Raw genomic sequence first — 24,534 nt, forward strand, 5'->3', positions numbered from 1 at the left:
AATCTATCCTGGCCGGCCGTCTTTTCTGGGTTGCATTAACACAGGGGCATATTTAATTAAAAAAATAGCAAATGCAATAAGCCAACACAAACTACTTAATTGAATAAATAGTAAATGATTGTGTGGCCAAATAATCGGACCAAAGCTACGTAACAAGGCGGCTAATGGCACCAAAATAAAAGCAATACTTACAATCCGAGCTGGCGTCAATGGTCGTCCAGTGTGGCCTAAACTCACCCTAGATATCATCGCCAAAATTAACCCCGCCATACCGCCAACGGTTAATAAATGCCAAATATGATTTAACGCCGTTGATTGTAAAAACAGACATATCGACAATCCAATTAAACCGATACCAGTATATAGTACACTGCAGTGCAACGACCACAATAATGGCGTTGACAGGGTAATCCAAGGTCGCCACCGCAACAGACGAACGGTATGCGCACTGCCGCTGATCAGCATCAACACTGCTAGCATCGTTGTTGGGATACCAAGGTGAGAGGTCATTAAATAACTCGCAATAAGTAGCAATAACGGGATATTGCAGGCGCGGTCTATATAGGTATTGGGCAATGGCTTGCTCGTGCCGGTGGCATTTGCAGTAAACATCGGCACCACGCGTGCGGTCATAATAGACATAAGTAAGGTAATCAATAAAATAGCCGCATAAAACAGATATTGAATATTGGCGTCATACCAGCCAAGAACGACCGAATGCATAAGCGCGTTAAGGATCAATAAAGCCGCCAAAATAACGACGAAAAACGCATTGCGAGTTTGCTTTACTCGCAGTAACGGCTTGGCTAAAAAGTAAGCCGCCACAGGCAAAAAACTCAAATCAATAAGCGCAATTAGTTCCTTGGCAAGCCAACCATCGAGTAATAAGCTGATCCGACCGGCAATCCATAGCAGAACGAGATACATTAACGGTGCGCCATTTATCGAGCGCACGCCAGTCCAGTTTTGTACAGCCGTTAATAAAAAGCCGACAATTATCGCGCAGACAAAACCAAAGATCATTTCGTGAACGTGATAAAAATAGCCGCCACCGTAAACCGATATGGCAACATTGGCCGATAACACCACAAGCCAAACAACTAATGCGAAGCAACTAAAAAACACCCCTAAGGTAAAAAACGGTCTGAAACTCAGACGAAATAATGGGGTTATATTGGATTCTTTAGCGAGATCGTCAATTGACAGCATTTAGTACTCTTGGCCGTTCGGTAACTATGGATGATTTGCTGTTTCCCAGTTTGATACACATACCACAAGTAAAAAAATGCAGGGAGATTACATAATACCGTGAGTATAGCCTTAAAAGGCAAATATAGGATAATGACGTAGACTATATGCTATACCTAATAAAGAATAGGGGGATCTATGCCTACATCATTGCGATATCCACTTGCGGTTATCATTGGTTGGTGTGTGGCCTTGGCCGTGGTGTACGGCGTTGAAAAGCTTGGTCATGTTTTTTATCCACCACCATCTTCTCTGCACATTAACGATCAACAGCAATTGTCAGAGTATATTAATTCGTTGCCGTTTGGGGCTTTGTTGTTTGTCATTTTAGCTTGGTTTGTGGCCATCTTTTGTGGTGGTTTGGCGGCTTGCTACATTGCCAAAGGGGCAAGTATGGTAATGGCATTTTTGGTTGGCTTATTAATTTTTGTCAGCGCACTAAGTAGCTTGATGGTGCTTGATCGCCCGTTGTGGTTTTCGGTGATAACCCTTGTGGGCTTACCCATTGTCATTGCCATTACGGGGCGTATCGGTCGGCGCTTTCAGCGCATTCAGCCCGATCAAGACAATTCAATGCGAGCGGTGAGTGAGTGATCTGAGTATTTGGGAGGGGGAGCTGATAACTATAGGGCATGAGCACAACAGATGGCTATTCGATGTACACGAATCAACCACCCGTTGTGGTGACGCAGTCTAATTCAGATCACGATTCAACGTCGATTAAGTTGATGTCTTTGAAATCATCAATGTGCTGTTGTAATCGCAATTCTGTATCGTCGAGCTGTTTGAGTCCTTGGCAAAGCTCTTCTGCGTGTTGCTCTAAAGCCAAGGCTTCAGTTTCTACAGTGCGCTCGATTTCTTCGCCCATCGCTTCCATACGAGCGCCAAAAGCATCCATTTTTTCGGCAAAACTTCCTTCTTCTTCATTCATCGCCTTACCCGCCGCAATCAGTAAATTACCCACGATACTTGCGGTTAACTCGTCAATCTCACTCTCTAATTCATTTTCAATAACACTGTCTAAGTCGTCAAGATTTTGCTGTGCTATGTAGTAGTCACCCTGGTCGTTTGAAAAGCGTTGGCCAATTTTTTGTTCAAGCCTGCTTGAAAGGCTATTAATTTTTTGTTCGGCGTCTTCCGAATCTGAGAAGGCTGCTAATACGTGGCCCAAGGCAGAACTGGCAATGGCAACCGCATCATGAGCGAGATTAACCACCACAGGTGTTTGGCGATGAATACCTTGAGCGTAATCTTTTAAAAGCGCTTGTTGTTGGTTATCAAGAGCAATCAGCTTGCCATTGATGAACAAGTCTGTTTGTTCGTTGATTTGTACTATGGTTTGGTCGTTATCGATAAAGCGAATTTGCTCGTCCTTAATCACTAATCCATAGTTCAATTTGATGGAGCATTGCTCTGAGGTAAAGTTGTAATTATTGCCATCATTGTCATCATGTGCGACAGCAGAATAAGATATCGCTGAGATTAAGGTAAGTCCAGCCAGTAAAGTCTGTTTCATTGTGGTTATCTCTCCAATAGTATCATTATCTTTGTTATTTATTGTACAGCAAAGTAGATGCCATAAATTTATAAGTTTATTAAAAACAATAACTTAACCTTATTTATTGGCGGGTTGGATATTATTGGTTTTGTGAATTTAACCAATAGTTGGTTAAATTCATCACTCTGTAGCGAAGCCGACTTAGCTCTTCTTAGGCAGTACGCGTTCTCGCAAGTAGCGAGGCTGTGTGTCAATGTCTAACGCAAGGCGGCGTATGAGGTCAAGCGCCGCACAACTGACGTAGGTTTGAAAGTATTGACGGCCTGCGGGAAAATAAAGTTGCGCCGTGTATATCTGTTGTTTATTGCCCCAGGCTATCCACACAGTGCCTACTGGTTTGGTAGCGGTGCCGCCATCGGGGCCGGCGATACCCGATACGGCAATCCCCATATCGGCACCACTTTTGTTTAGAGCGCCTTTTACCATCGCGATAACGACTGCTTCACTTACGGCGCCACAGTCGATGAGTAGCTGCTCATCCACATCAAGCATCCGCTGCTTTTGTCTATTTGAATAAGTCACGTACCCCGCTTCAAAAACTGAAGATGCTCCGGCGATAGCGGTAATATTGGCTGCAATTAAGCCCCCTGTACAGGATTCTGCTGTGGTTAGGGTTAATTGTTTGTGTTGTAGTACCGATACCAAAGTTTGTGCAAGACTGGCGCCATTGTCATTGATCACGTGGGCGCCGATTAACTGTTTTAATCTGTTAACCCATTGCTTGCGCAAGGGCTCGTGCTCTGGTTTCTGACTGGTCACTTTGACTTCTAAAAGAGGCATACTGGCGCGAAAGCCGAGTTCCAACTCACTAGGCCAATCGGCAAGCTCATTGTCGATCATATGTTGTAAACCTGATTCGCCGATCCCAAACACCTGCAGTTTCTCGGTAACAACACGCAGATCATTGGGTAACCTTTGCTTGAGAAAAGGTTCGATACTTTGGGTAAACATGGCTTTGAGTTCGCTGGGAACACCCGGCGTACAAATAATCTCACATTGGTTGTGGTTAACGCGAAATCCAGGCGCACTGCCAATGGGGTTGGCGACAATGCTACAGCCTTCAGGTAACGTTGCTTGCTTGAGGTTTGGCTCCGTCAACGGATAGTTGCGCTTTGCACACCAGCTTTTTAGGTGATCCAGCGCCTCGGGGTGAACGGTTAACTTTCGCTCTGTCACGTGACTCAGAGCTTGTGCTGTCATGTCGTCAATGGTTGGCCCTAAGCCACCGTTGACAATAAGCACGTCGGCACTAGCGGAGAGTTGTTGTATTTGTTCTACCAGTAATGCGAGATTGTCACCAACCGTTGTTTTGCGTTTAATTTCAACGCCAATAGCCTTGAGTTGACGGGCTAAAAATACCGAGTTGGTATCGACAATGTCACCACTCATTAGCTCGTTACCGGTGAGTAATAACTGTACATTTAACATAGACACTTCCCCAAAAATAAATTTTTTTTAAACCTTTTTTTATAAGTGTGCATCATAACAGACAAACAAACAGATAAAATGGAAAACACGATGAACACAATAATCAAATTAGTAACACCGATATTTATGCTAGCTGCTTTTCATGCTGGTGCGAGTGAATCTAAAACGCAAGAGAAGCGCTTTGAGCTCACTGGAAAAGGCCAATTGTTGGTAGAAAATATCAATGGCGATGTCGAGATAAGTGCGTGGTCTGAAAACTCAGTACTGGTTAGCGCTCGTCTACAAGCGAAAGATAGCGATGACTTGCAAAATATTTCGGTGGTGATGAAGCAAAATGGCAATCGGATTACCGTTGAAACCGAGTTTAAAGACAAAGGGTGGGGCAGTCGCAATCAAAGTGGCTCGGTCGACTATACCATTAACGTGCCAGCGACGATGGATTTGCGCGAGATTGAGCTGGTCAATGGCTCGTTGAAAGTTGACAATGTCAGTGGCCTAATAGACGCAGATGTGGTCAATGGCTCTGTCGTTGCCACTGGTTTAGCCAACGATGTTGAGATTGAGTCTGTCAATGGCAAGGTCGAAATAAGTATGGCCGATACGACCAAAGATGCACGGATTAACATTGAGTCGGTAAATGGGCCGATAACCTTGTCTTTAGCGGAGAGTTTTGATGCAAAAATCGATGCCAGTAGTGGTAATGGCGGGATTAACAATGATTTTGGTCTTGAGGTGATTAAAGGCGAATACTGGGGCAGCGAGCTCGATGCACAAATCGGCGACGGCAATAACCGCATAACCTTAGAGACCGTCAATGGTGCGATTTCTATCGTAAAAAAGTAGCTCAATAGAGCAGCGGTTATCAGCAGTGAATAGCCAATAAAAAACGCCGCGACGGTTGTTGTACCATCGCGACGTTTTTATCAACTCGCCCTAGCTAACCCAAAGCCTACTCGTCAATTTCCATCGTCATTAGCGACGCATTACCACCTGCTGCCGTTGTATCGATAGTGATGGTTTTCTCAGTCACTAAACGCTCAAACAGAGTGCGATTGTTGTCAGCCGTAATAAGAGGCAATATCGCCCCAGTGCGAGCTGCCAAACGCTCATTGATCAATTGCTTCAAACGCGAGTTACTGGCAATCACGGCTCCGCTTAGGTGACTATTGTCAAGTACCGTCGGTAAATGGTTTAGCGACACTGCTTGGAATATACCGGTTACTAAACCCAGCTCGGTTAATACCGTCTCGCACGCTTGTGCTTCATCCAAGTACTGCTCATCGACCATGGCGATGACATTGTTACCTGATGCCAGTGCCGAGACCACCGCTAACAACCAGTAAGAAAAGCTGGTATCTTGGTCGCGGATTACGCTAACCACTCCTCGTGGCTCAAGATACAGCTTGTTAGACTCACCAGTTGGCCCTGGTAGCGTTGTCGGCTTGGCCAACGCTTTCTCTATCATGGTCAGTTGAGCGCGCGCTTCGTCAAGTACGTGTTCAAGTTCCGCTTCGTGGGATTTAAACAACTTACTTTCAGCTAATTGAGCAAGCAACTGACGAACAATAGATACTCGCACCGTTAAGTCGGTGTAACGCCATTTCAGTTCATCGTTTTTGGCGTTTTGTAATTTAGCGCCAATTTTCCACGCCGACGTTGAAAAGTCATTAAACTGACTTTCTAGCTTAGCTTTTTGTTCATCCGTTAAGTGGTTTTCACTTACCGGGTTAATACTTTTAACCAAACGGGTTAAGTACATTGGACCGCCCGCTTTTGGACCAGTACCTGATAAGCCTCGGCCACCAAACGGTTGTACGCCAACCACTGCACCAATCATGTTGCGGTTTACATAGACATTACCGGCGCGAGATTGCTGAGCCAAATATCGACTCTTTTCTTCAATGCGGGTGTGAATACCCATTGTTAGACCAAAACCGGTGCCATTGATTTGTTCGATAACGTTATCCAACTCTTCAGCTTTGTAGCGAATAACGTGCACACATGGGCCAAAGACTTCTTCTTTTAGTACCGATAGATCGCTAATCTCGTATAAACGCGGGGCAAAGAAGTAGTGACCGTGGTCAACTTTTGGCAACTCACACTCAAAGTGCAATGTAGCTTTGTCTTGCAAATACGCTACGTGGTTGTGAAGCGTATTAAACGCCTTCTCATCAATCACAGGACCTAGGTCTGTACTTAACATGGCCGGATCAGCAACGTGTAACTCGCGCATTGCGCCTTTGATCATGGTGATGACTTTGTCGGCAATGTCATCTTGCAAAAATAACACGCGAAGTGCTGAACAGCGTTGTCCTGCAGACTGGAAGCCCGAGGTGATTACATCGTCAACAACCTGTTCAGGTAGTGCGGTTGAGTCAACAATCATACAGTTTTGACCACCTGTTTCCGCAATTAGCGGTACAGGCTCACCCTGACGCTCGGCAAGCTTTTGTGAAATCCAGGTACCGGTGTTGGTTGAGCCGGTAAACATAATCGCTTGGATACGCTCATCCGGAACAATGTGTTCGCCCACAAGACTACCGCGAGCAATCACCGGTACGACTACATCACTTGGCAAACCAACTTGTTGCATTAGCTCTATGGTACGCAGCGCAATTAAACTAGTTTGTTCAGCCGGCTTAGCCACTACGGTGTTACCGGTGACAATGGCAGCAGCAACTTGGCCAAGGAAGATAGCTAATGGGAAGTTCCACGGACTGATACACAGAACGACGCCTCGAGCCTGCAGATCGCCATTATTCAATAATTCTTTAGCTCGAGCTGCGTAGTAGCGACAAAAATCGACCGCTTCGCGAACTTCAGCTACACCATCCGCAGGGATTTTTCCGGCTTCCTTGATACACATGGCGATTAGCTCGTCAAAGTGCTCTTCCAGCTTATCTGCGGTTTTTAGCAAAATTTCTGCGCGGTGTTCAACCGATGTTTGCGACCAATCTGCAAACGCATCATGTGCACTGGCAAGAATATCCTGCATTTGCTCTGGCGAGTGGTGATTTAAGTAACCGATGATCTCATCGTGGTTAGCAGGGTTAATGACAGCCTTGCCACCAGGAATCGCTTCACAGTTTTGTGCTTGTTCAAACCACTGGTTTAAATTGTCGCGCATTACGGTGATTTGATCCACATTGGTCAAATCGATACCTTTTGAGTTGTTGCGCTCAGCACCGTAGATTTCGATCGATTGCGGGATCATTGGGTTGTATTTGTCGGCCCAGCTGCGCACTTCTTCTACCGGGTCGTACAGTAACGACTCTACTGGAATGTTATCGTCAACGATGTTGTTAACAAATGAGCTGTTAGCACCGTTTTCCAATAGGCGTCGTACTAAGTACGCTAATAGATCTGAGTGCTCACCAACGGGTGCGTATACACGACAAGGAATGCGTTCACCGGTTACCACTTGGTCATACAAAGACTCACCCATACCGTGTAAGCGTTGGAATTCAAAACCTTGACCATTACCGGCCATCTCAATGATGGTGGCTACGGTGTAGGCGTTGTGAGTGGCAAACTGCGGATAGATCGTATCGCGATAGCTTAATAAGCGTTTAGCACAGGCGTGATAAGACACGTCTGTTGATGGCTTACGGCTGAACACAGGGAAGTCTTCTAAGCCTTCAACTTGGGCGATTTTTATTTCGCTGTCCCAATAAGCCCCTTTAACCAAACGCACCATCATTTGGCGCTTTGCTTGAAGAGTTTGTTGGCGTACCCATTCAACAACGTATAAAGCACGCTTTTGATACGCTTGTAAAGCGATACCAAAACCATCCCAGCCGTCGAGGTCGCTATCTAGGAAAACGCTACTGATGACATCAAGCGAAATATCGAGGCGATCCGCTTCTTCGGCGTCAACGGTGAAGCCGATATTGTATGACTTGGCTAATAGCGCAAGCTCTTTCAGGCGTGGCACTAACTCATTAAATACGCGTTCACTGTGAGTGAATTCATAACGAGGGTGAATAGCCGACAGCTTTATTGAAATGCCTGGGCTTTTTTGTGGGCCACGACCTTTGGCTGCTTTGCCAATGGCGTGAATCGCATTGACATAACTATTGTAATAGCGATCAGCATCGTCCATGGTGCGCGCGCCTTCACCTAGCATGTCATAAGAGTACGTATACCCCTTTGCTTCGGTTTTTTCAGCGCGTTCAATGGCACCTTGAATGTGATGACCCATAACGAATTGGGTGCCCATGATTTGCATTGCGTAGCGCACTGCTTTACGGATAACCGGTTCACCTAAGCGACCGACCATTTTTTTCAGAAGGCCAAACTGGTCTTTTTTATTCTGATCAGTATAGGTAACTAGCTTGCCGGTAAACAACAGGCCCCATGCCGAGGCATTAACGAAAATAGAGTCTGAGTTACCAATGTGTGAACTCCAATCGCCATCGGCAAGTTTGTCGCGAATTAATCGATCAGCGGTTTCTTTATCAGGCACACGTAGTAAAGCTTCAGCAAGGCACATTAACACAACGCCTTCTTCTGTTGATAAAGAAAACTCGTTTAACAAGGCGTCTACACCGCCTTTGCCCACTTGGTCCTTGCGAATTTGGACGACGAATTGACGTGCTTTTTCCCACACGCGAGAGCGCGCTTTTGCACCAACTTCGGCCAAAGGTAAAAGGGTTTCAAGAACGTCATTCTCGTTTGCTCGATAATGATCACGAATTTGCTGACGGATTGCATCGTCAGTAGTCAAGTTTCCGTTAAATAGCATATTGCAAACCTGCGTTATAGTAATGTCATTGACGTAAAAAATTCGGCGCATAATGCCAGATTTGACACCGAATGTGCCTACGTTGTTCAGATGTTTTTTAGATATATATATCGTTTTTAACCGCTATTGCGATATATTATTCTAAAATCTTCGGTGTCGGCTATTTACTCGAGCCAGTTTGACGTGAACCGTAAAAATTTACCCGAGCGATTACACAATCAGCTGGTTGAACTGAGCGCTAAATGTTTTGCTCTAGCGCAACCAAAAGCGGACTTATCGAACAGCTACAGACGCTGATGCCTGCGCCTATCAGTGAATAATAATCAATCCTTTTGACTGCGTTTATTGAGCACGTTTACCGCGTTATTGCGCATTCCGCTGGAGGTTAACAGCGCCGTCTTGCAAAAATTCGCACTAAATCGCTGCATAAAAATTCAGAAAAGGTCAATAGCCCCTCGATAGAGCTAGATGCGGGGAAATAGGCGGCGGGCAATAGCCGTTGGTATGTCGATAATAACGTCAATATAAGCAGTGCCTAGCAGAGTGCAAAACGCAGCCTAAAACCTCTTTATAGCCGCGCCGGATGAATTAAAGTTATTGTTTTACATAAAATAAATTTTATTTTTTTTGCGCTTAAATAATAAACAGTAAGTGCATTTTTTTTATTTTATGCCATACTCATTTCTGAGTAGATAACTCATTTAAACAACAGTATCAAATTGGAGTCGACAGGATGAAAAAGTTAATTACGCTTTCAGGTGCGGTGTTAACCCTAGCTTTAACTGGGTGCGCTTCATCTGATGATATGGAAGATGTAGGCCCTACAGTGAATGACAAACTTGATAGCTTAATGGCTCAAGTTGATTCACTGTCAGCAGAACACGCAAGCTTGCGAGCTGATCAAGCTAAAACTATGGCTGTCGCAGAAGACGCGAAAGACATGGCAGAAGTTGCGGCAGAAGAAGCCGCAAAAGCCAATGATCGTATTGACAACGTCGTAAGTTCATACAAAAAGTAAACACGTACAAGCATTTAAAAAGCCGGCTCAAAGCCGGCTTTTTTGTTTTTAAAGATAAACGCGTTACTTACCAGGACGTTTTAACAGGGCGAGCTGTTGGTATCAAATTGCCCTGTTGAGTTACATCGGCGCCGGCGAGCGTATCTGCACTGGCACGCCGGTTGGGTTCATGATCAATTGTTCGATTTGCTGTAAGTGATTCGGGCTGTCGCCGATAAATTTTTTGACGCCATCGGATAACGGTAACAGGCTTGGTACCTCACCGTTGTCATCGGTTAGAGGGGAGTGTACCTCAACGATGCGGGTTTGTTGGTCGTGATAGGTCATTTTAATTGGCGAGTCGATAATTTTTACCGGTGTCCCCGGTGGTGAATTTTTAAATAGCCACTCTATATCTTGCGGATACATGCGAATACACCCGGCACTTGCGCGCATTCCAATACCAAATCGCTGATTGGTTCCGTGAATGAGATAGGCGCTGGTGCCAATGCGCATGGCGTAATCGCCCAATGGATTGTTTGGTCCTGCTGGGATCATACGCGGCATTTCCACACCGTGCTTGGCGAGGTATTCTTTGCGGTGATCTGCCGTAGGAAACCAATTGGGATTGGTGCGCTTTTCGGTAATCTTATCAATAAGAGTCGGTGTCATATGGCCTATTTTGCCAATGCCGACGGGAAATACATGCACTTTTTGCTTCTGTTGATCAAAGAAATACAGACGCAACTCCGACAGATTAATAACAATGCCCTCGTTGTTGCCATACGGCAAAATCATTTGTGTGGGAATAACAAGCTCACTGCCCGGTTCCGGGCGCATGGGGTCAACACCGGGGTTGGCTTCCATCAGTGCTAGGAAACCAACGTGAAATTGTTCGGCAATTTTTTGAAAGTAGTCACCTTGTTGCACGGTGTAATGGGTGATCTCACCGACCAAGCGACTTTTGCCTTCAGGTAGGTCAAATTCAAGAGCCTCACTTGTTAAGTTAATGAATAACAAGCAAAAACCGATTAAAGAATACGATATTTTATTCATTTGTATGCTAACTTAAAGCTAAATGCGATAGACGAAAATAATTGGTTAGAGGTATGGTTAGTTTACTCTGGTCATTGCGTTATTACCAGTTATCGCAGCGATATTATGCTCAGCACCCCTTTGGTTTGTGCGATTGCAGACATAAGAGGGGAAGGCGAAATAACAATAAAAGGATGACACGTGGACAAATTAGTCGAGCGCAATTTGCAAAATTTGGTGAGTGAGCAGGAATGGCAAACTCGCGTTGATTTAGCCGCCTGCTATCGCTTGGTGGCACATATGGGATGGGACGATTTAATTTATACCCACATTTCGGCGCGCATTGGTGACAGTAAACAATTTCTCATCAATCCATTTGGCGTCGCTTTCGATGAGGTGACCGCCTCTAATTTGGTGAAAATTGATATACAAGGCAACATACTTGACGGCTCTGAATTAGCGATTAACCCTGCTGGCTTCACCATTCACAGTGCGATTCACGAAGTGCGTCACGACGCGACATGCGTTATTCACTTGCATACTCCTGCGACAATTTGCGTCGCCTCACAGCAACAGGGCTTGTTGCCACTTAGCCAATACGCGATGTTTTCTCTTGCTAGCCTCAGTTACCATGACTACGAGGGCTTGGCGGTAAATCTCGACGAGCGAAAGCGCTTGCAAGATGACTTGGCCAATACAAACCATATGTTATTGCCAAATCACGGTGCACTGACCCTTGGACCAACGATTGGCGATGCGTTTATGCGCTTTTACGATTTACAACGCGCATGTGAAATTCAATTGGCCATGCAGGCCAGCGGACAGCCTATTGTACCGGTAAAGCAACACATAATAGACAGTGTTTACAAACAAGCCAATATTGTTCACAGTGGTCAAACAGGTGGGCAAAAAGCTTGGCCAGCAATGCTGCGCAAAGCCAAACGGTTGTTCCCAGATTTTGCACGGTAATTTATCTCTCTATCAACATTGGACCGCATGCTATGAAAGTAAATCGCGTTGAAATATTTGATATACACTGCCCGAAACGAGACGTATGGAACCCAGTTTTCGTCCGTATTCACACCGATGAAGGGATTAGCGGTGTCGGTGAAGCAGGACTGGCTTATGACCTTGGCCACAGCGCTGCGGCAAACATGATAAAAGAAATCGCAGAGGCAATGTTAATCGGCCATGATCCGTTTAATACCGAGTTACTGTGGCAGCGAATGTTGCGCGAGAGTTTTTGGGGGCTTGGTGGCGGACCGGTGATCTATGCGGCGATGAGTGCGATTGATACCGCGTTGTGGGATATTAAAGCCAAAGCCTTAAACGTGCCTGTCTACCAATTGCTCGGGGGCAAAGTAAACTCGCAATTGCGCACTTATGCCTCTCAGTTACAGTTTGACTGGGACCAGCAAGTTAATCGCTTGTTTGACCCTGAAGATTACGGTAAAGCTGCAGAAAAAGCGATACAGCAAGGCTATGATGCGGTAAAAGTTGATCCGATCATGTACGACGCCAAGGGCAATTGTTTTTTTGAGCGCACTAAACTGTTTAGTCAACCTGATATGCGCTTGTTTCGCGCCCGCTTACAAGCGATACGCGATGCGGTAGGTGACGATGTTGATATCATTTTTGAGTGCCATTCACTGCCGTCGGTGTCAACCGCCATTCAGCTTGGCGAATTAGTCGAGGAGTTTCGCTGCTTGTACTTTGAGGAGCCAGTGCATTATCTCAGCGCCGACTTACACCAAAAGGTCGCGGATAAAGTCAATGTTCCCATTGCTGGTGGCGAACGACTTTACAATCGCTGGGGTATAAAACCTTACATGCAAGACTTATCCATTGATGTACTGCAACCCGATGTTGGTCTTTGTGGTGGCTTTACTGAAACCAAAAAAGTGTGTGACTATGCGGATGCATTCGATGTTAAGATTCAATTGCACGTCTGTGGTGGCCCCGTCGCAACAGCAGCCTCTTTGCAGTTAGAAACCGCACTGTCTAATTTTTTAATTCACGAGCACCACACGTATGCGATCAAAGAGTGGAATCGCGAGTTGTGCGTACAGGACTTACAACCAGTGAATGGTTTTTTTCAGGTGAGCGACGCTCCCGGCCTCGGCATTGAACTGAATGATGAGATCGTTTACCGATCACCGCATTTGGTGGTCGGTAAATAGCGATTAGTAAACCGCGTTTAACCTAGGGTGACCCGTTGCTGTTTGCGCCGTTAAGGTAAAGCGCCTATTTCTTGCGTAGCGATTATCGCGCAATGAACTATCGAGCGAGTGGCCTGGTGTTATTGAGCTACAAGCCGTAGATGCGTTTGGAGTTATCGTGACAAATTTTTTGCAAGGTTGTACTGTTAACTGGCAGTTGCAAGTAGCGTTGCCACAGCGTCTGGTAATCCACCGACAACAACGACAGCGGAAAATTACTGGCCATCATCAGCTGTTGCTCAGTAAAAATACCCAACAAGGCGGTCACCATATCAGCCATCTCGGTCTCGCACCAATGCCGGTCGGTCATTTCCCAGCCAGAGCATTTGATTGCTACTTGGCCCGTATGGGCAAGTCGACAGAGGTGGCGATGCAATGGCTGCGATAAGGGCAAACCCGCAAAACCACAGTGGTTGATAACCACGAACAGCGCGGGATTATCAGCCAGGATAGTTAATAAATGGTCTAGAGTTGTTGGCTCAGTTAAATCTGCTTGGCACTCAAATAGCAATGCGTGCTCGGCTAATATGCGAAGGTTTTGCTGCGTTTGTGCTAGCGCTAAAATAGATGAGGCTTGGTGGTCGAGGATATGGCGGATACCAACAACGCTTTGGTACTGGGTTAAGCGGTGTAACCGCTGGCCAAAATCGAAGGCGGTTATATCGGCAAAGGCGATGGTTTTGAGCGGTGTTTGGACGCTTTGTTCAAGCCATGCTATTTCGCGCTCTGGACGACTATTGTCAAAGCCTGCTTCAATGTGCACTATCGCGCCTAATTGCACACCGTTTGGCAGTTTTAAATCTGTATCGCTGTAATTGTGACAAATGCGCTGTTTATCCGGCCAATAAGGCGGTTTAGTGCTGTCGAGCCAGTGATAATCTCCTTGCTCGAGATTAAATAAGTGCACATGTGGGTCAATAATCTTACTGAGCACGTCAATACCTCGGCTATTTGGCTGTGTAGCCACCATCAATAACCTGCAGTGAGCCAGTAATAAAACAGGCCTTGTCGGATGCTAAAAACAACGCATACTGCGCGACTTCCTCAGGTTGTCCGAGTCGATTTAGCGGTTGCAGTGACGCTTCTTCAAGGTGCACTCGCTGCTTGTTTTCACCGCTTTTTTGGCAGTAGTTATCGATGGCTTGGTGATACAGCGGCGTTTCAATCGTGCCTGGGCAAATGGCGTTGGCTCGAATGTTGAACGAAGCGTAATCTAAAGCGGTGGTTTTGGCCATTGAAGCGAGCGCATGTTTTGACAAATTGTAAGCAAACGAGCCGGTTTTACCGATCAGTGCCTGATCGGAAGCGATGTACAAAACAACGCCGTTGCGTTGTTGTTTCATCATCGGTAATACCGCTTGTGTCGCGCTAATGGCTCCTTTGACGTTTAACGAAAAAACTCGCTCGAAAGCATCCATAGAGGTATTTTCAATGGTTGCCGAATAATGCATGCCGGCATTGGAAATAAGCACATCAATGCGTTTACACTGAGTGATAATATCTGTGATGGCTTGCTTGACCTTTACTTGGTCGCGCATATCGCACTCGATGTAATGACCAACGGCAGATGGTTGAATATCTAAATTGTACACCTGGTAATTTGCATCGACAAACGCTTGGCAAATCGCCAAACCGATACCAGAAGAGCCTCCGGTGACAATACATACATTTTGTTGGGGGGATTGATTCATAACATGCTCTATGGGTAATAGTTGTTTTTAATTCGACGTATGACGTCGCGATTGTGACTCGTTGTCATTGCGTCGACGTCACCGCCATTGATTAATGTTGGCCATGAGTGACAAATTGTTGCTCTCCAACAACGGCACCTTGTCGATTATAGGTACGCTCGTAAAAGCGCACCTTTGAGTATTTATCGCGCAGCAAAACACAGCTGGATCGCGTTCCATAGTCGTCAGAGGTGATAAAAATACTCGACAACATTTTTTCTAATTGCAAGCCAACTCCTGTATTGGGGAGTAAATGCTCAGGCGCTTGTTGTTTATTGGTTAAAAGCGTGAATAGCTGCTCACTATCCGGGACCATAGCGCGTTGTTTTGCCGCATTAATTAACGCTTCTAACGCCTGCTCACCATGTGCCATTTTGGGCCAAACGTCATCCATCTTACCATTGCAAATGGCGTGAAACCCGGGTTCTAAGCGACTAAACTGTGCGCTCTGGCTGTGAAAATACCACAGTGTATCTTGTTCGCTGAAAACTAAATTAAACGGATTGTAGTTCATATAGTTTGCATTAAGCGATGCGCGATTAAGGCGATTGGTTAAGGCGTTTACCACTAAATTACCGCGGCTTAGCGCCTCATCGCGGTGAGCGCTAGTGTCACGGATGTTGGTTAATGCGGCAAATTGACCGCGTTGATTAACCCCAAGCCAAGTGCCGCCTTGCTGCAAATCCTTGCCGGCAATGATTGACTCATCGCTCAGCCACACATGGGCTTGTTGGCTCGGCCGACGATGAAATTCATCGCGATTAGCCGCGACAATTAACGGGTAATCTGGGTGTTGTTGTATCGCAATAAATAAAATGCACATCACTGTTACAACGCGTCTTTTGGCCGCAGAGCCACATTGGCAAATATCAGTCCCGCCACTAATGACATAAAGATTAAAAACGTTTGTGAGCCAATGTGGTCGGCGCGAATAATTTCACTACCGGTGATCATCGTGTTTAAACCGATGTAGACTTTTGAACCCGGTACCAACACAACTAGGCCGTGCAACAGTACAACCGCCGCAGGCTCTTTGCCGATACGAGCAAACATACTCGAATATATACCAATGGCGAAGGCTCCAACAAAGGCACTTAATGAAGCGCCTAAGTATAAGTCTGCCCAAGCGCTTGAACCGAAGGCGATAAAACCACACAAAATGCCCCAAAATGCGTGTCGAGGTCTGGTTTTAAAGGTAATCACCAAGGATGACGACAAAATAAGTACCGCAAGCCACGCCGTCCAAGCAGGGACGTGGTCGACTTCAACCATTTCAACCGCTCCCCACATTAAATTACCTATGGTTAACCCTAAGATTGCACCAAAGTACAGCTTAAACAGTACCATGATAGCATCCATAATTTTTGCAGTTCCCGAAATTAGATGTCGTTCGGCAAGCTCGCTCAGTCCCGTGGTCAACGATAAGCCAGGAATAAAAGGGATGATACTCGAGAGAATGACCAATGGAGCATTAACCGTTGGATCAATTAAGGTTATGGCACTGGCTAACAGCGCGGTGACAATACTAGATAATGGCTCAAGGGCATTGGCTATCCCCTTTGAACGCTCAGACCAGAGTACCAGCAAGAATACGACAAAACCCAGTAGAGTCGACCAAAAGATATCATTCCACGATGTGCCGAGCAGCATGGCAAAAGCACCACTGGATGCACCAAAGCCCAGAAAAGTGAGAAAGGCCGGGTAGGGCGGTGGCATCTTTTCAATTTCTTGTAGGCGTTGAATTGCTTCATTAAGGGTGCGCTGTCCCGATGATAATTCTTCAACCAACTGGTTGGTGTGAGACAGCGAAGCCAAATCGATACCGCCAGGATCGACTCTGACAATGAAGTTGTATTCTTGTTGATCTTCAATATTGTACAGTACAAAAGTTAACGATGTCGGAGTGAGTACAAAAGACGCAGGCACATCAAGCAGTTTGGACACACTTTTTAAGTGGTTCTCTAAGCGATAGGTAGTGGCACCGTAACGATGCAACATTTTACCTAAGGCAATAATAAAGTGACGCTTTTGTGTAAACGAGTCCGGTTTCAATGCAACTGTCCTATCTTCCATAATCAATACTTGTTGACCGTTAATTTTACATCTAATTGCTTTATATGGTTAGTTTTTATTGCGTGATGACGCATTATTCCTCGCTTGTTTTTACTGTGTATTATGACACCGGATAACTGAGTTTGGCAGCGTTATCGCGATAACACAAAACCTACCCCAGATAAAAAATAAAGGCCCATATAATGAGCCTTTAATCGATTATTGCTACGGTTGGTCAGCCAACATCATTTGACGAATAATCGGTACTGGCGCACTGCCGTAACTCAAAAATGTATTGTGGAAGTCGGCAAGGTCAAAGTCGTTGCCCATTTTTTGCTTCAGCTCCTCACGCAGATCGTAAATTTCTGAGTAACCGGTAAAATAACTGGTCAGCTGTACTTGTGATAAGGTGGCACGGCGCCATTTACCTTGAGCTTCGGCTTGTTGTTGGAACGCTTCGTTGATCATCATGTCCAGCGCCTCCTGTTCGCCAATGCCTTTGACTTGAATGGCGTAATCAATGATTGAGTTCATGATCACGCGCAAGTTCCATTTGTAATACATTAACCACAGTTCAGATTCGTAATCGCCATAGCCCTGTTCTAACATCATCCGTTCGGTATAAACAGCCCAGCCTTCGACCATAGCACCATTGCCGAAAATAGATTTTACTAATGATTTCGATTTATTGCTGTGCACTAATTGAGTGTAATGTCCAGGTACGGCTTCGTGAATATTTAAGATTTGTAAAATCCAATGGTTGTACTCGCGCAAATAACTTTCGGCTTGTTCGTCGTTGAAGTCATCTAACGGGGTAACGTTGTAATAGGTATTTGCACCGCTGTCGTATGGTCCTGGAGCACTAATTGAGGCACCGGCAAAACCGCGCATATATTCCGGAGTTTCACGCACAACCAAGGGTTTGTCAGGGTCCATCTCGATCAGGTTTTTCTCCATGACAAACTTTTCGAGCTCGGGAATTTGTGCTTTTATCGCCGCTACAAAGTTATCGCGCTCTACGTGTTTAACTGATAGGTGATCAATCAGTTGTTTTACCGCAATGAGTTTGTCTTCGGGCATGGCCTGTTCGGCAAAGTACTTAGGCCACAGCTGCTCGGTTAGCTTGATCATCTCGGTGTGAACGCGCGCTTTTTCTGCGACAGCTTTTTGATATAACTGCTTGGCCGTCAATCCTGAATATATGTCGAGCTTAAACTTTTTCTCGTACAGAGACTCACCAATGCGAAAATCTTTGGCTGTGCCGTCTTGTTTTATGTCGCTCAGCGTATTTTGTAAAAAGCTGATGTAGTCGTTTATCGCAGTGACTGACTGGTCTATGGCGACGGCAAAATCTGCCTTTTCTTGTTCTGATAAGTTCGATTGTTCAACCGCTTGTTTCAGTGCGCCGTCAAACAGGTTGATGGTGCCTTGGTTTTGGCTGATCGCCAACTCGGTATGAGGAATGGTTGGCGTTGTGATATTTTGCTGAGCCGCTTGATAGTAGTCCTTAATAGACTGCATGCGACGATAGATAGTGCGCAAGCGCTCTTCCATCGGCTTGTATTCGGTATTTAAAATCACCCCAAATACGCCAGCGACGTTATAGGACGAAGGGTCCCATTGATGGCTTTTTAATTCTTCAACACTAAATACTTGTGATTCTAAGTGGTTTTTTAAAATGTAATAGTCACTGGCATTGTTGGTGTTTAATGCGTTGACGTCAAACTCGTTGAGCTTGGCAAGTTGCTGTTTGGCAATCGCCACATCTCGATTGAGTTTGTCAGCACTTGGTACCGATAACTGATCGTCGTATTTGTAGTACCCGACGTATACCGCATAACCCGGGTTGCGTTGCCAGAGTTGATCGATAAGATCAGATGCAAATTGACTAAATTGTTGGTTGATTTGTGCAGAGTCAACAGCACTGGCTTGGTTGTCGTTTTGCACTGCTGGTGCGATTTCTGATTGTGGTGGATTGTTTTTTTGGCTGCTCGGCTCTGAGCACGCTGTCAGCGCTAATACAACGGCGCTTGCTAATAAGTGTTTTTTCATAACATGGACTCACTGAAATACAGATTGTGCCCCATACCTTGCCAATAAAAGACAAGCAAATCAATATTACAAGTCATTCAGTTTGCATTATAATGAGGCCATTATTTATTTTGAGGAAGTAAAATGCGAGTTTGTGGCGTTGAAATAAAAGGCGATGATGCCATTGTATGTTTGGTTGTGTTGGAAAACGGCTTATACGACATACCCTATTTAAGGGTGCCAAAAATCAGCTTGCAAAAAGGTACTGACGCGGAGCATATCCGCAAGTTCCAGTTCACTTTTGCCAAGTTAGTCGAAGACTATAAAATAGACACCGTGGTGATTAAGGAGCGAGCGACCAAAGGTAAATTTGCGGGTGGTTCACAAGGCTTCAAAATGGAAGCTGCTATCCAACTCATCGACGATTTAGATGTTCAGTTAGTACGCGCAAATGTCATTAATGAAAAGCTAAAAAAAGCGCAAGTATCCATTGATTTTCGCGATACCGGATTAAAGCAGTATCAACAATCGGCATTTGAAACTGCGTTTACGTTTTTTAACCCATAAGCGGTGAGCTAAGAGCCTCTAGCTGCAACAGGGGCTCCTCGTCGCAGCTTAAAATCGGCTAAGGCGGTTAACCGCGATACGGCGACGACCACCTTAGCCATAGACTCGAACATTGGCTTATTTCAATTTCACCCTAATGTGATAGCTTTCGATATCCCCGGCAAAGGCGTCTTCACTGTTGATACTGATATTTTGCAACGGATATTGGTATTGTCCACTGGCAAAATAGTCAATGTACTGCTGATAGTCATCGCGGCTTCGACTGCGGATCAAATCGACATGGGTTTCTTTAATTGGCGTATCTGCTGAAATAACGTCTTGATAATGTGCCAATCCTAACACAATGGGTAATTGACCTTCGATAGGGCCAAAGATGCGCCATTGTACTGGCATATCTAATTGTGTTTGCGGGTTTTTCGCACGATAAACAAAGGTGAAATTGGCCATTTGATAATCGTTTAACGCGCTGTAGTCGTAAAAGCCATCCTGCTTTATTTCTGTAAGACGCGCTAAATCAATATTAGCTTGGCGAGTTTCTGGCTTGACGTCTAGCGCCACGTTATAGTCGCGCGAGTAAACCGTGTGCTGACTGAAAACACTCACCGTACCAAAGATAGAGGTACTATCTTCAAATTGATACACACTATTGCCCTGATAAACGGCGTGCTCACTGTAATCGTGCAGGTCGAAAACCAATATCTCACCCTGTAGCGCTGGCGCAGAGGTGAGTAAATGCGCGCGACCATCAAAAATTTGTTGGCTAGTTAGCGGATAATTGTCATTGGCAATTTGAATGCTAGAAGCAATTTCAAAGCCATCGACATCAGTTAAACCGTTTCCAAAACCGGAAAAACCCGCAGGCTTGCCATTGTTGTCTTTGCCTTGCACTGAAAACGAGTGAACGGGCCAGTCCTGATCGTGTGGTTTGCAGGTTTGCACCTGATTAAAGCGCGTACGCGTTTGCGACAGAACGTCGATGTTAGTGAAATCGGCACTGCTGTGGGCGCGAATATCACTGTCAATTCGGGGGTGATTTAATTCAATATCAGAGGTTTGGCACAGACAACTGCTATTGTCTACTAAGCCTTGATGAGTCGCATAGTAAGTGGCGCTTTGCGCAGTAGCAACTTGGTAAAAGCTCAACACCTCTAAGCTTTCGATATCGCTGCTTTGATGCTTGGCTACTAAGGTATAGTTAATGTGTGAACTGTCTACATCAACACTAAATTGACCGTCCTGATCAGGCTGATGACGACTTAGTACCTGCCAATTTTTGTCCTGCAATAATAGTTCAATATCGTTAAATCCTGACTCAATACCGCAGTCATTAACTAACTTAGCTTGCAGAGTAAACGTTGAGGGGAAAGGCGATTCAGGTGATGATGTGGCATCGTCACCACCACCACATGCGCTTAGTAAAAGCGTACTAGCAAGCCAAGTAAAAGGAAGTCGTTTTGACATAAGATATCCATATAAGCGATTGTTATTTAGGTTACACAGCGCAAGACCGCTTTTGCCAAAGAGCTTGCACTGGTGTTTAGGGGGCAGATACTACCTCGATCGTTAACTGGAAGGAATTACAAACCCAATAATTTCACTAAATTGTAGTGTAGGTGCTTGTTTTATGAGCTTTTTGACAGGTCTGGCAGGATTGTGTGGTGTTTTTTAGTCAGCGCTGGTGGTCAACTGCACTAACGAAAACACAGTTGGAGAAGGTGAGCAAACGCGGCGGAAATCGCGTTTGCTCAGTCAGTTTAAGGTTGCTTTTGCGCAGCTATCCAGGCATCAATTTTACTGGCGAGTACCGGCATCGGTAGGGCGCCGTCAATTAAAATTTGGGTGTGAAATTTGCGAACATCAAAATCTTCACCGAGTTCGTCTTGCGCCTTATTGCGCAAATCGCGAATCGCTCGCTGACCTATTTTATAAGCCAGAGCTTGTCCCGGAATAGCAATATAACGCTCGACTTCAGAGGTTATATCCGACAGTGCCATTGACGAGTTTTGCGCCATAAAGTCGATGGCCTGCTGACGGCTCCAGCCAAATGCGTGTAGACCGGTGTCGACCACCAAGCGCATGGCTCGCAATTGCTCGTCAACTAAGCGACCGTACCATTGGTAGGGGTCGGTAAACATGCCCATCTCTTTACCCAAACTTTCGGCGTAGAGTGCCCAGCCTTCAACATAAGCGGTGTAGCCGCCGTATTTTCGAAACTTTGGCAAGTCATCGACTTCTTGTTGAATGGTCACCTGAAAGTGATGGCCGGGTGACGCCTCGTGAATACTCAATGTTTCCAATAAAAACTTAGGTTGCGCTTTTAGGTTGTAGGTATTGATGTAAAAGATACCTGGTCTTGAGCCATCAGGTGCGGGTGCTTGGTAGCTGGCGCCTGCGCTTGACGCTGCTCTAAAGGCTTCGACGGGTTTTACGATGTAATCGGCTTTCGGATAGATCTCAAATAACTGCGGTAAACGGGCATCGATTTTAGCCTTGACGCTTTCATATGCATCGATCACCTGTTGCTCAGTTTGCCAATAAAACTGTGGATCATTTTGCAGGAAATCAAAAAATGCCGTTAAGTCACCTTCAAAGCCGACGCTCTGCTTGACCTTTTTCATTTCTGCTAAAATACGAGTGACTTCTCTTTGGCCGTATTGATGAATCTCTTCGGCGCTGAGCGGTAACGTGGTGTTGATCTCTATTTGGTGCTGGTACCAGGCTTCGCCGTTTGGCAGTGCTGATAAGCCAACACTATCCCGCGCAGCAGGGAGGTATGAATTTTCTAAAAAATCGGCAAAGCGGGTAAATACTGGCACCAGTGTTTGTTCGATCATCTGTTGATACGCTTGGCGTAAGTTTTGTTTTTCGGCGTCGCTAAACGGCTTGTCAGCCAACTGCTTTACCGGACCCCAAAACACGCTTTCGCTGACATCAGAGACGATGTGCGCTTTCATTTGCGGGATGATTTTTAGCACCAGTGCTTTGGGTAACACAACTGACTTATCCATGCCCTGTTGCATGGCAACAATAGCACTGTCCATGTATGCGGCAAAGCCATCGGCGCGTTTGATAAAGTCCTGATAGTCTTTTACCGTGGCAAATGGTTGGGCGCTTTCGCCGGAACCAAGGGCGGCAAACGTGTTGTGAATACCGTGCATTTGATTTAGCGGCATCATGTAACCATCAAACTGAAAGTCTTTTAATGCCAGTTGACGATCCCGTTCAAAAATTTGATAACTCAATAGATCCTGACCGCTCAGTTGCGACTTATCAATATTGCTAATTTTATCGAGGTAGCGTCGTTCTAGATCTCGTTGCTCGGCAATGCTCTGCTCAGAAATGGGCTGGTTAAACTTATCATTGTAGCGATAATCACCCACGTAAACCGCATATAGAGGGTTTAGAGCCAGGCTATCGTTAAAATAGTCCTCAAATAGTTGCTTTAATAATTGTGATTGCGAATCTGCCGCTTGCACTGGCGACGTTGTTGGTTCGGCTTCACTGACACTGGCTGTACTGGCCAGCGATTGTGATGGCGCTTGAGGGCCACAGGCACTTAAAGAGAACACCAGTGATGTGGCGAAACAGGTCGTTAAAAAAGGTTTCATCGTTGCTAATAACCTATGCTGGTTGTAATTTGTTCGACTAATGCGCTTAGCATAAACCATCTTGTTAAAATTGTGCAGTTAATATGTCGTCTAGACTGCCTGTTTCGATATGAGGTCGACAATAAGATGTTTAAAAATATTCTATTGTTAATTTTGATGGGTATAATGCAAATGAGAATTATTGCTATTTGTAGTGATATATTCTATTATCTCAGCAGTTCATGACATGCAGAATAAATATAAGGTCAGCGTATGTTTACAAACCCAAAGTCGATTAAGTTAATGGCAGTCGCCTTGCTAAGCGTATTATCAGTTTCAGTGTCTACGCAAGTAAGCGCTAAAGAAGTCAATATTTACTCGTATCGTCAACCGTTTTTAATTGAGCCTATCTTGGCGCAATTTAGCGAGCAAACAGGTATTAAAACCAATGTTGTGTTCGCCAAAAAAGGTTTGCTTGAAAAGCTAAAAAAAGAAGGTCGATACAGTCCGGCCGATGTTTTGTTAACATCGGATTTTGCGCGTTTAATTGAAATGACCGAGGCGGGATTAAGCCAAGCGGTGCGCAGCGATGTACTCAATGCCAATATTCCCCAGCATTTTCGCGATAGTGACCAGCACTGGTATGCATTAACCAAGCGCGTTCGCAATATCTATGCGTCAAAAGAGCGCATGGGTGACTTGACCAACATCAGTTACGAAGACTTAGCGAAGCCTGAGTACCGCGGTAAAATTTGTATGCGCAGTTCAAAGCACCCGTACAATATAGCGTTAATCGCATCGATGATCGCCCACCACGGTGAGCAACAGACTCGCGTTTGGTTAGAAGGGGTCAAAGCCAACTTAGCTCGCAAACCGCAGGGTAATGATCGAGCACAAGTTCGTGCAATAAAAGAAGGTGAATGTGACCTAGGTCTGGGCAACAGTTATTACTTTGGTGTTATGCAGCAAAATCCCGAGCAAAAAGCGTGGGCCGATGCGGTAAATATTTTATTCCCCAATCAACAATCACGCGGTGCACATGTCAATGTCAGTGGCATCGCCTTAACCAAGTACGCACCGAATAAAGACGAAGCGATCAAGCTGATGGAATTTTTATCGTCACAAGCTGCTCAACAAGCCTATGCATCGGTGAATATGGAGTACCCTGTTAATCCGAATGTGGCCGCGTCTGATATTGTTGCCAGTTGGGGAACCTTCAAAGAAGATACTATTGCCTTATCGGAAATAACCAAGCACCGCAAAACGGCAATAAAGTTACTAGATCAATTAAAGTTTGATCTGTAACACGATTAAAGTGTTAAAAATCAGGGTATAATC

At 45.3% G+C, this 24,534-nt stretch carries 19 protein-coding genes; 7 read left to right on the plus strand and 12 right to left on the minus strand.

What is annotated here, in order from left to right:
* Window positions 1-3: 3 nt before the first annotated feature.
* A complete protein-coding gene (locus ACAY30_RS03225) occupies window positions 4-1,209 on the minus strand; it encodes an NnrS family protein (protein ID WP_290250877.1) in 1,206 nt (401 codons plus the stop codon).
* 177 nt (window positions 1,210-1,386) lie between these two features.
* Here ACAY30_RS03225 and ACAY30_RS03230 point away from each other — a divergent pair, with 177 nt between their 5' ends.
* A complete protein-coding gene (locus tag ACAY30_RS03230; protein ID WP_290250876.1) occupies window positions 1,387-1,842 on the plus strand; it encodes a hypothetical protein in 456 nt (151 codons plus the stop codon).
* Window positions 1,843-1,951: 109 nt separating this feature from the next.
* Here ACAY30_RS03230 and ACAY30_RS03235 read toward each other — a convergent pair whose 3' ends face one another.
* Together ACAY30_RS03235 and ACAY30_RS03240 are read right to left on the minus strand one after the other, a co-directional pair.
* Window positions 1,952-2,764 (minus strand): DUF2884 family protein, encoded by an 813-nt coding sequence (locus tag ACAY30_RS03235; protein ID WP_290250875.1) that lies wholly within the window; start codon window positions 2,762-2,764, stop codon window positions 1,952-1,954.
* 183 nt (window positions 2,765-2,947) lie between these two features.
* Window positions 2,948-4,234: a CinA family nicotinamide mononucleotide deamidase-related protein gene (locus tag ACAY30_RS03240; RefSeq protein ID WP_290250874.1), complete on the minus strand. Its 1,287-nt coding sequence runs from the start codon at window positions 4,232-4,234 to the stop codon at window positions 2,948-2,950.
* A 90-nt stretch (window positions 4,235-4,324) separates the two neighbouring features.
* On the opposite strand from ACAY30_RS03240, the gene ACAY30_RS03245 reads away from it, so the two are divergent.
* Window positions 4,325-5,077 carry a DUF4097 family beta strand repeat-containing protein gene (locus ACAY30_RS03245; protein ID WP_290250873.1) on the plus strand — a complete coding sequence of 251 codons (753 nt, stop codon included), beginning with the start codon at window positions 4,325-4,327 and terminating at the stop codon, window positions 5,075-5,077.
* A 106-nt stretch (window positions 5,078-5,183) separates the two neighbouring features.
* Here ACAY30_RS03245 and putA read toward each other — a convergent pair whose 3' ends face one another.
* Window positions 5,184-8,978 carry a bifunctional proline dehydrogenase/L-glutamate gamma-semialdehyde dehydrogenase PutA gene (gene putA / locus ACAY30_RS03250; RefSeq protein ID WP_290250872.1) on the minus strand — a complete coding sequence of 1,265 codons (3,795 nt, stop codon included), beginning with the start codon at window positions 8,976-8,978 and terminating at the stop codon, window positions 5,184-5,186.
* A 733-nt stretch (window positions 8,979-9,711) separates the two neighbouring features.
* Here putA and ACAY30_RS03255 point away from each other — a divergent pair.
* Complete coding sequence (locus ACAY30_RS03255; RefSeq protein ID WP_290250871.1) at window positions 9,712-9,996, plus strand: Lpp/OprI family alanine-zipper lipoprotein; 285 nt, start codon at window positions 9,712-9,714, stop codon at window positions 9,994-9,996.
* Window positions 9,997-10,116: 120 nt separating this feature from the next.
* On the opposite strand, the gene ACAY30_RS03260 is transcribed toward ACAY30_RS03255, so the two are convergent.
* Entirely contained in the window at window positions 10,117-11,031 is a 915-nt protein-coding gene (locus ACAY30_RS03260; RefSeq protein ID WP_290250870.1) for a L,D-transpeptidase family protein, read from the minus strand.
* A gap of 180 nt (window positions 11,032-11,211) precedes the next feature.
* On the opposite strand from ACAY30_RS03260, the gene ACAY30_RS03265 reads away from it, so the two are divergent.
* Window positions 11,212-11,979: a class II aldolase/adducin family protein gene (locus ACAY30_RS03265; protein ID WP_290250868.1), complete on the plus strand. Its 768-nt coding sequence runs from the start codon at window positions 11,212-11,214 to the stop codon at window positions 11,977-11,979.
* Window positions 11,980-12,011: 32 nt separating this feature from the next.
* A complete protein-coding gene (locus tag ACAY30_RS03270; RefSeq protein WP_290250867.1) occupies window positions 12,012-13,190 on the plus strand; it encodes a mandelate racemase/muconate lactonizing enzyme family protein in 1,179 nt (392 codons plus the stop codon).
* A 127-nt stretch (window positions 13,191-13,317) separates the two neighbouring features.
* Here the strand turns inward: ACAY30_RS03270 and ACAY30_RS03275 are convergent, their stop codons facing one another.
* From ACAY30_RS03275 to ACAY30_RS03295, 5 genes are all read right to left on the minus strand, one after another.
* Window positions 13,318-14,163 carry an amidohydrolase gene (locus ACAY30_RS03275; RefSeq protein ID WP_290250866.1) on the minus strand — a complete coding sequence of 282 codons (846 nt, stop codon included), beginning with the start codon at window positions 14,161-14,163 and terminating at the stop codon, window positions 13,318-13,320.
* A 13-nt stretch (window positions 14,164-14,176) separates the two neighbouring features.
* Complete coding sequence (locus ACAY30_RS03280; protein WP_290250865.1) at window positions 14,177-14,920, minus strand: SDR family NAD(P)-dependent oxidoreductase; 744 nt, start codon at window positions 14,918-14,920, stop codon at window positions 14,177-14,179.
* 91 nt (window positions 14,921-15,011) lie between these two features.
* Window positions 15,012-15,782 carry an NRDE family protein gene (locus ACAY30_RS03285; RefSeq protein WP_290250864.1) on the minus strand — a complete coding sequence of 257 codons (771 nt, stop codon included), beginning with the start codon at window positions 15,780-15,782 and terminating at the stop codon, window positions 15,012-15,014.
* A gap of 5 nt (window positions 15,783-15,787) precedes the next feature.
* Window positions 15,788-17,032, minus strand: a complete 1,245-nt coding sequence (locus ACAY30_RS03290; RefSeq protein WP_290250863.1) for a threonine/serine exporter ThrE family protein — start codon at window positions 17,030-17,032, stop codon at window positions 15,788-15,790.
* Between the two features lie 204 nt (window positions 17,033-17,236).
* A complete protein-coding gene (locus ACAY30_RS03295; RefSeq protein WP_290250862.1) occupies window positions 17,237-19,063 on the minus strand; it encodes a DUF885 domain-containing protein in 1,827 nt (608 codons plus the stop codon).
* 123 nt (window positions 19,064-19,186) lie between these two features.
* Between ACAY30_RS03295 and ACAY30_RS03300 the strand changes: the two genes are divergently transcribed.
* Window positions 19,187-19,609: a DUF3010 family protein gene (locus ACAY30_RS03300; protein ID WP_290250861.1), complete on the plus strand. Its 423-nt coding sequence runs from the start codon at window positions 19,187-19,189 to the stop codon at window positions 19,607-19,609.
* 117 nt (window positions 19,610-19,726) lie between these two features.
* On the opposite strand, the gene ACAY30_RS03305 is transcribed toward ACAY30_RS03300, so the two are convergent.
* Together ACAY30_RS03305 and ACAY30_RS03310 are read right to left on the minus strand one after the other, a co-directional pair.
* A complete protein-coding gene (locus tag ACAY30_RS03305) occupies window positions 19,727-21,070 on the minus strand; it encodes a hypothetical protein (RefSeq protein ID WP_290250860.1) in 1,344 nt (447 codons plus the stop codon).
* A gap of 293 nt (window positions 21,071-21,363) precedes the next feature.
* Window positions 21,364-23,217 (minus strand): DUF885 family protein, encoded by a 1,854-nt coding sequence (locus tag ACAY30_RS03310; RefSeq protein WP_290250859.1) that lies wholly within the window; start codon window positions 23,215-23,217, stop codon window positions 21,364-21,366.
* 252 nt (window positions 23,218-23,469) lie between these two features.
* Between ACAY30_RS03310 and ACAY30_RS03315 the strand changes: the two genes are divergently transcribed.
* The gene (locus ACAY30_RS03315) at window positions 23,470-24,501 is read left to right on the plus strand and encodes a Fe(3+) ABC transporter substrate-binding protein (protein WP_371190075.1); all 1,032 of its coding nucleotides are present in this window, start codon (window positions 23,470-23,472) and stop codon (window positions 24,499-24,501) included.
* Window positions 24,502-24,534: the final 33 nt, after the last annotated feature.

Origin of the sequence: Thalassotalea ponticola (genome assembly GCF_041379045.1) — a bacterium.
GTDB lineage: Bacteria > Pseudomonadota > Gammaproteobacteria > Enterobacterales > Alteromonadaceae > Thalassotalea_A > Thalassotalea_A ponticola.

What these genes read in the sequence shown, in the direction of transcription:
- ACAY30_RS03225 (WP_290250877.1), bottom strand. Translation starts at nt 1,209, where the DNA reads ATGCTGTCAATTGACGATCTCGCTAAAGAATCCAATATAACCCCATTA.
- ACAY30_RS03230 (WP_290250876.1), top strand. Translation starts at nt 1,387, where the DNA reads ATGCCTACATCATTGCGATATCCACTTGCGGTTATCATTGGTTGGTGT.
- ACAY30_RS03235 (WP_290250875.1), bottom strand. Translation starts at nt 2,764, where the DNA reads ATGAAACAGACTTTACTGGCTGGACTTACCTTAATCTCAGCGATATCT.
- ACAY30_RS03240 (WP_290250874.1), bottom strand. Translation starts at nt 4,234, where the DNA reads ATGTTAAATGTACAGTTATTACTCACCGGTAACGAGCTAATGAGTGGT.
- ACAY30_RS03245 (WP_290250873.1), top strand. Translation starts at nt 4,325, where the DNA reads ATGAACACAATAATCAAATTAGTAACACCGATATTTATGCTAGCTGCT.
- putA (WP_290250872.1), bottom strand. Translation starts at nt 8,978, where the DNA reads ATGCTATTTAACGGAAACTTGACTACTGACGATGCAATCCGTCAGCAA.
- ACAY30_RS03255 (WP_290250871.1), top strand. Translation starts at nt 9,712, where the DNA reads ATGAAAAAGTTAATTACGCTTTCAGGTGCGGTGTTAACCCTAGCTTTA.
- ACAY30_RS03260 (WP_290250870.1), bottom strand. Translation starts at nt 11,031, where the DNA reads ATGAATAAAATATCGTATTCTTTAATCGGTTTTTGCTTGTTATTCATT.
- ACAY30_RS03270 (WP_290250867.1), top strand. Translation starts at nt 12,012, where the DNA reads ATGAAAGTAAATCGCGTTGAAATATTTGATATACACTGCCCGAAACGA.
- ACAY30_RS03280 (WP_290250865.1), bottom strand. Translation starts at nt 14,920, where the DNA reads ATGAATCAATCCCCCCAACAAAATGTATGTATTGTCACCGGAGGCTCT.
- ACAY30_RS03285 (WP_290250864.1), bottom strand. Translation starts at nt 15,782, where the DNA reads ATGTGCATTTTATTTATTGCGATACAACAACACCCAGATTACCCGTTA.
- ACAY30_RS03290 (WP_290250863.1), bottom strand. Translation starts at nt 17,032, where the DNA reads ATGGAAGATAGGACAGTTGCATTGAAACCGGACTCGTTTACACAAAAG.
- ACAY30_RS03295 (WP_290250862.1), bottom strand. Translation starts at nt 19,063, where the DNA reads ATGAAAAAACACTTATTAGCAAGCGCCGTTGTATTAGCGCTGACAGCG.
- ACAY30_RS03300 (WP_290250861.1), top strand. Translation starts at nt 19,187, where the DNA reads ATGCGAGTTTGTGGCGTTGAAATAAAAGGCGATGATGCCATTGTATGT.
- ACAY30_RS03305 (WP_290250860.1), bottom strand. Translation starts at nt 21,070, where the DNA reads ATGTCAAAACGACTTCCTTTTACTTGGCTTGCTAGTACGCTTTTACTA.
- ACAY30_RS03310 (WP_290250859.1), bottom strand. Translation starts at nt 23,217, where the DNA reads ATGAAACCTTTTTTAACGACCTGTTTCGCCACATCACTGGTGTTCTCT.
- ACAY30_RS03315 (WP_371190075.1), top strand. Translation starts at nt 23,470, where the DNA reads ATGTTTACAAACCCAAAGTCGATTAAGTTAATGGCAGTCGCCTTGCTA.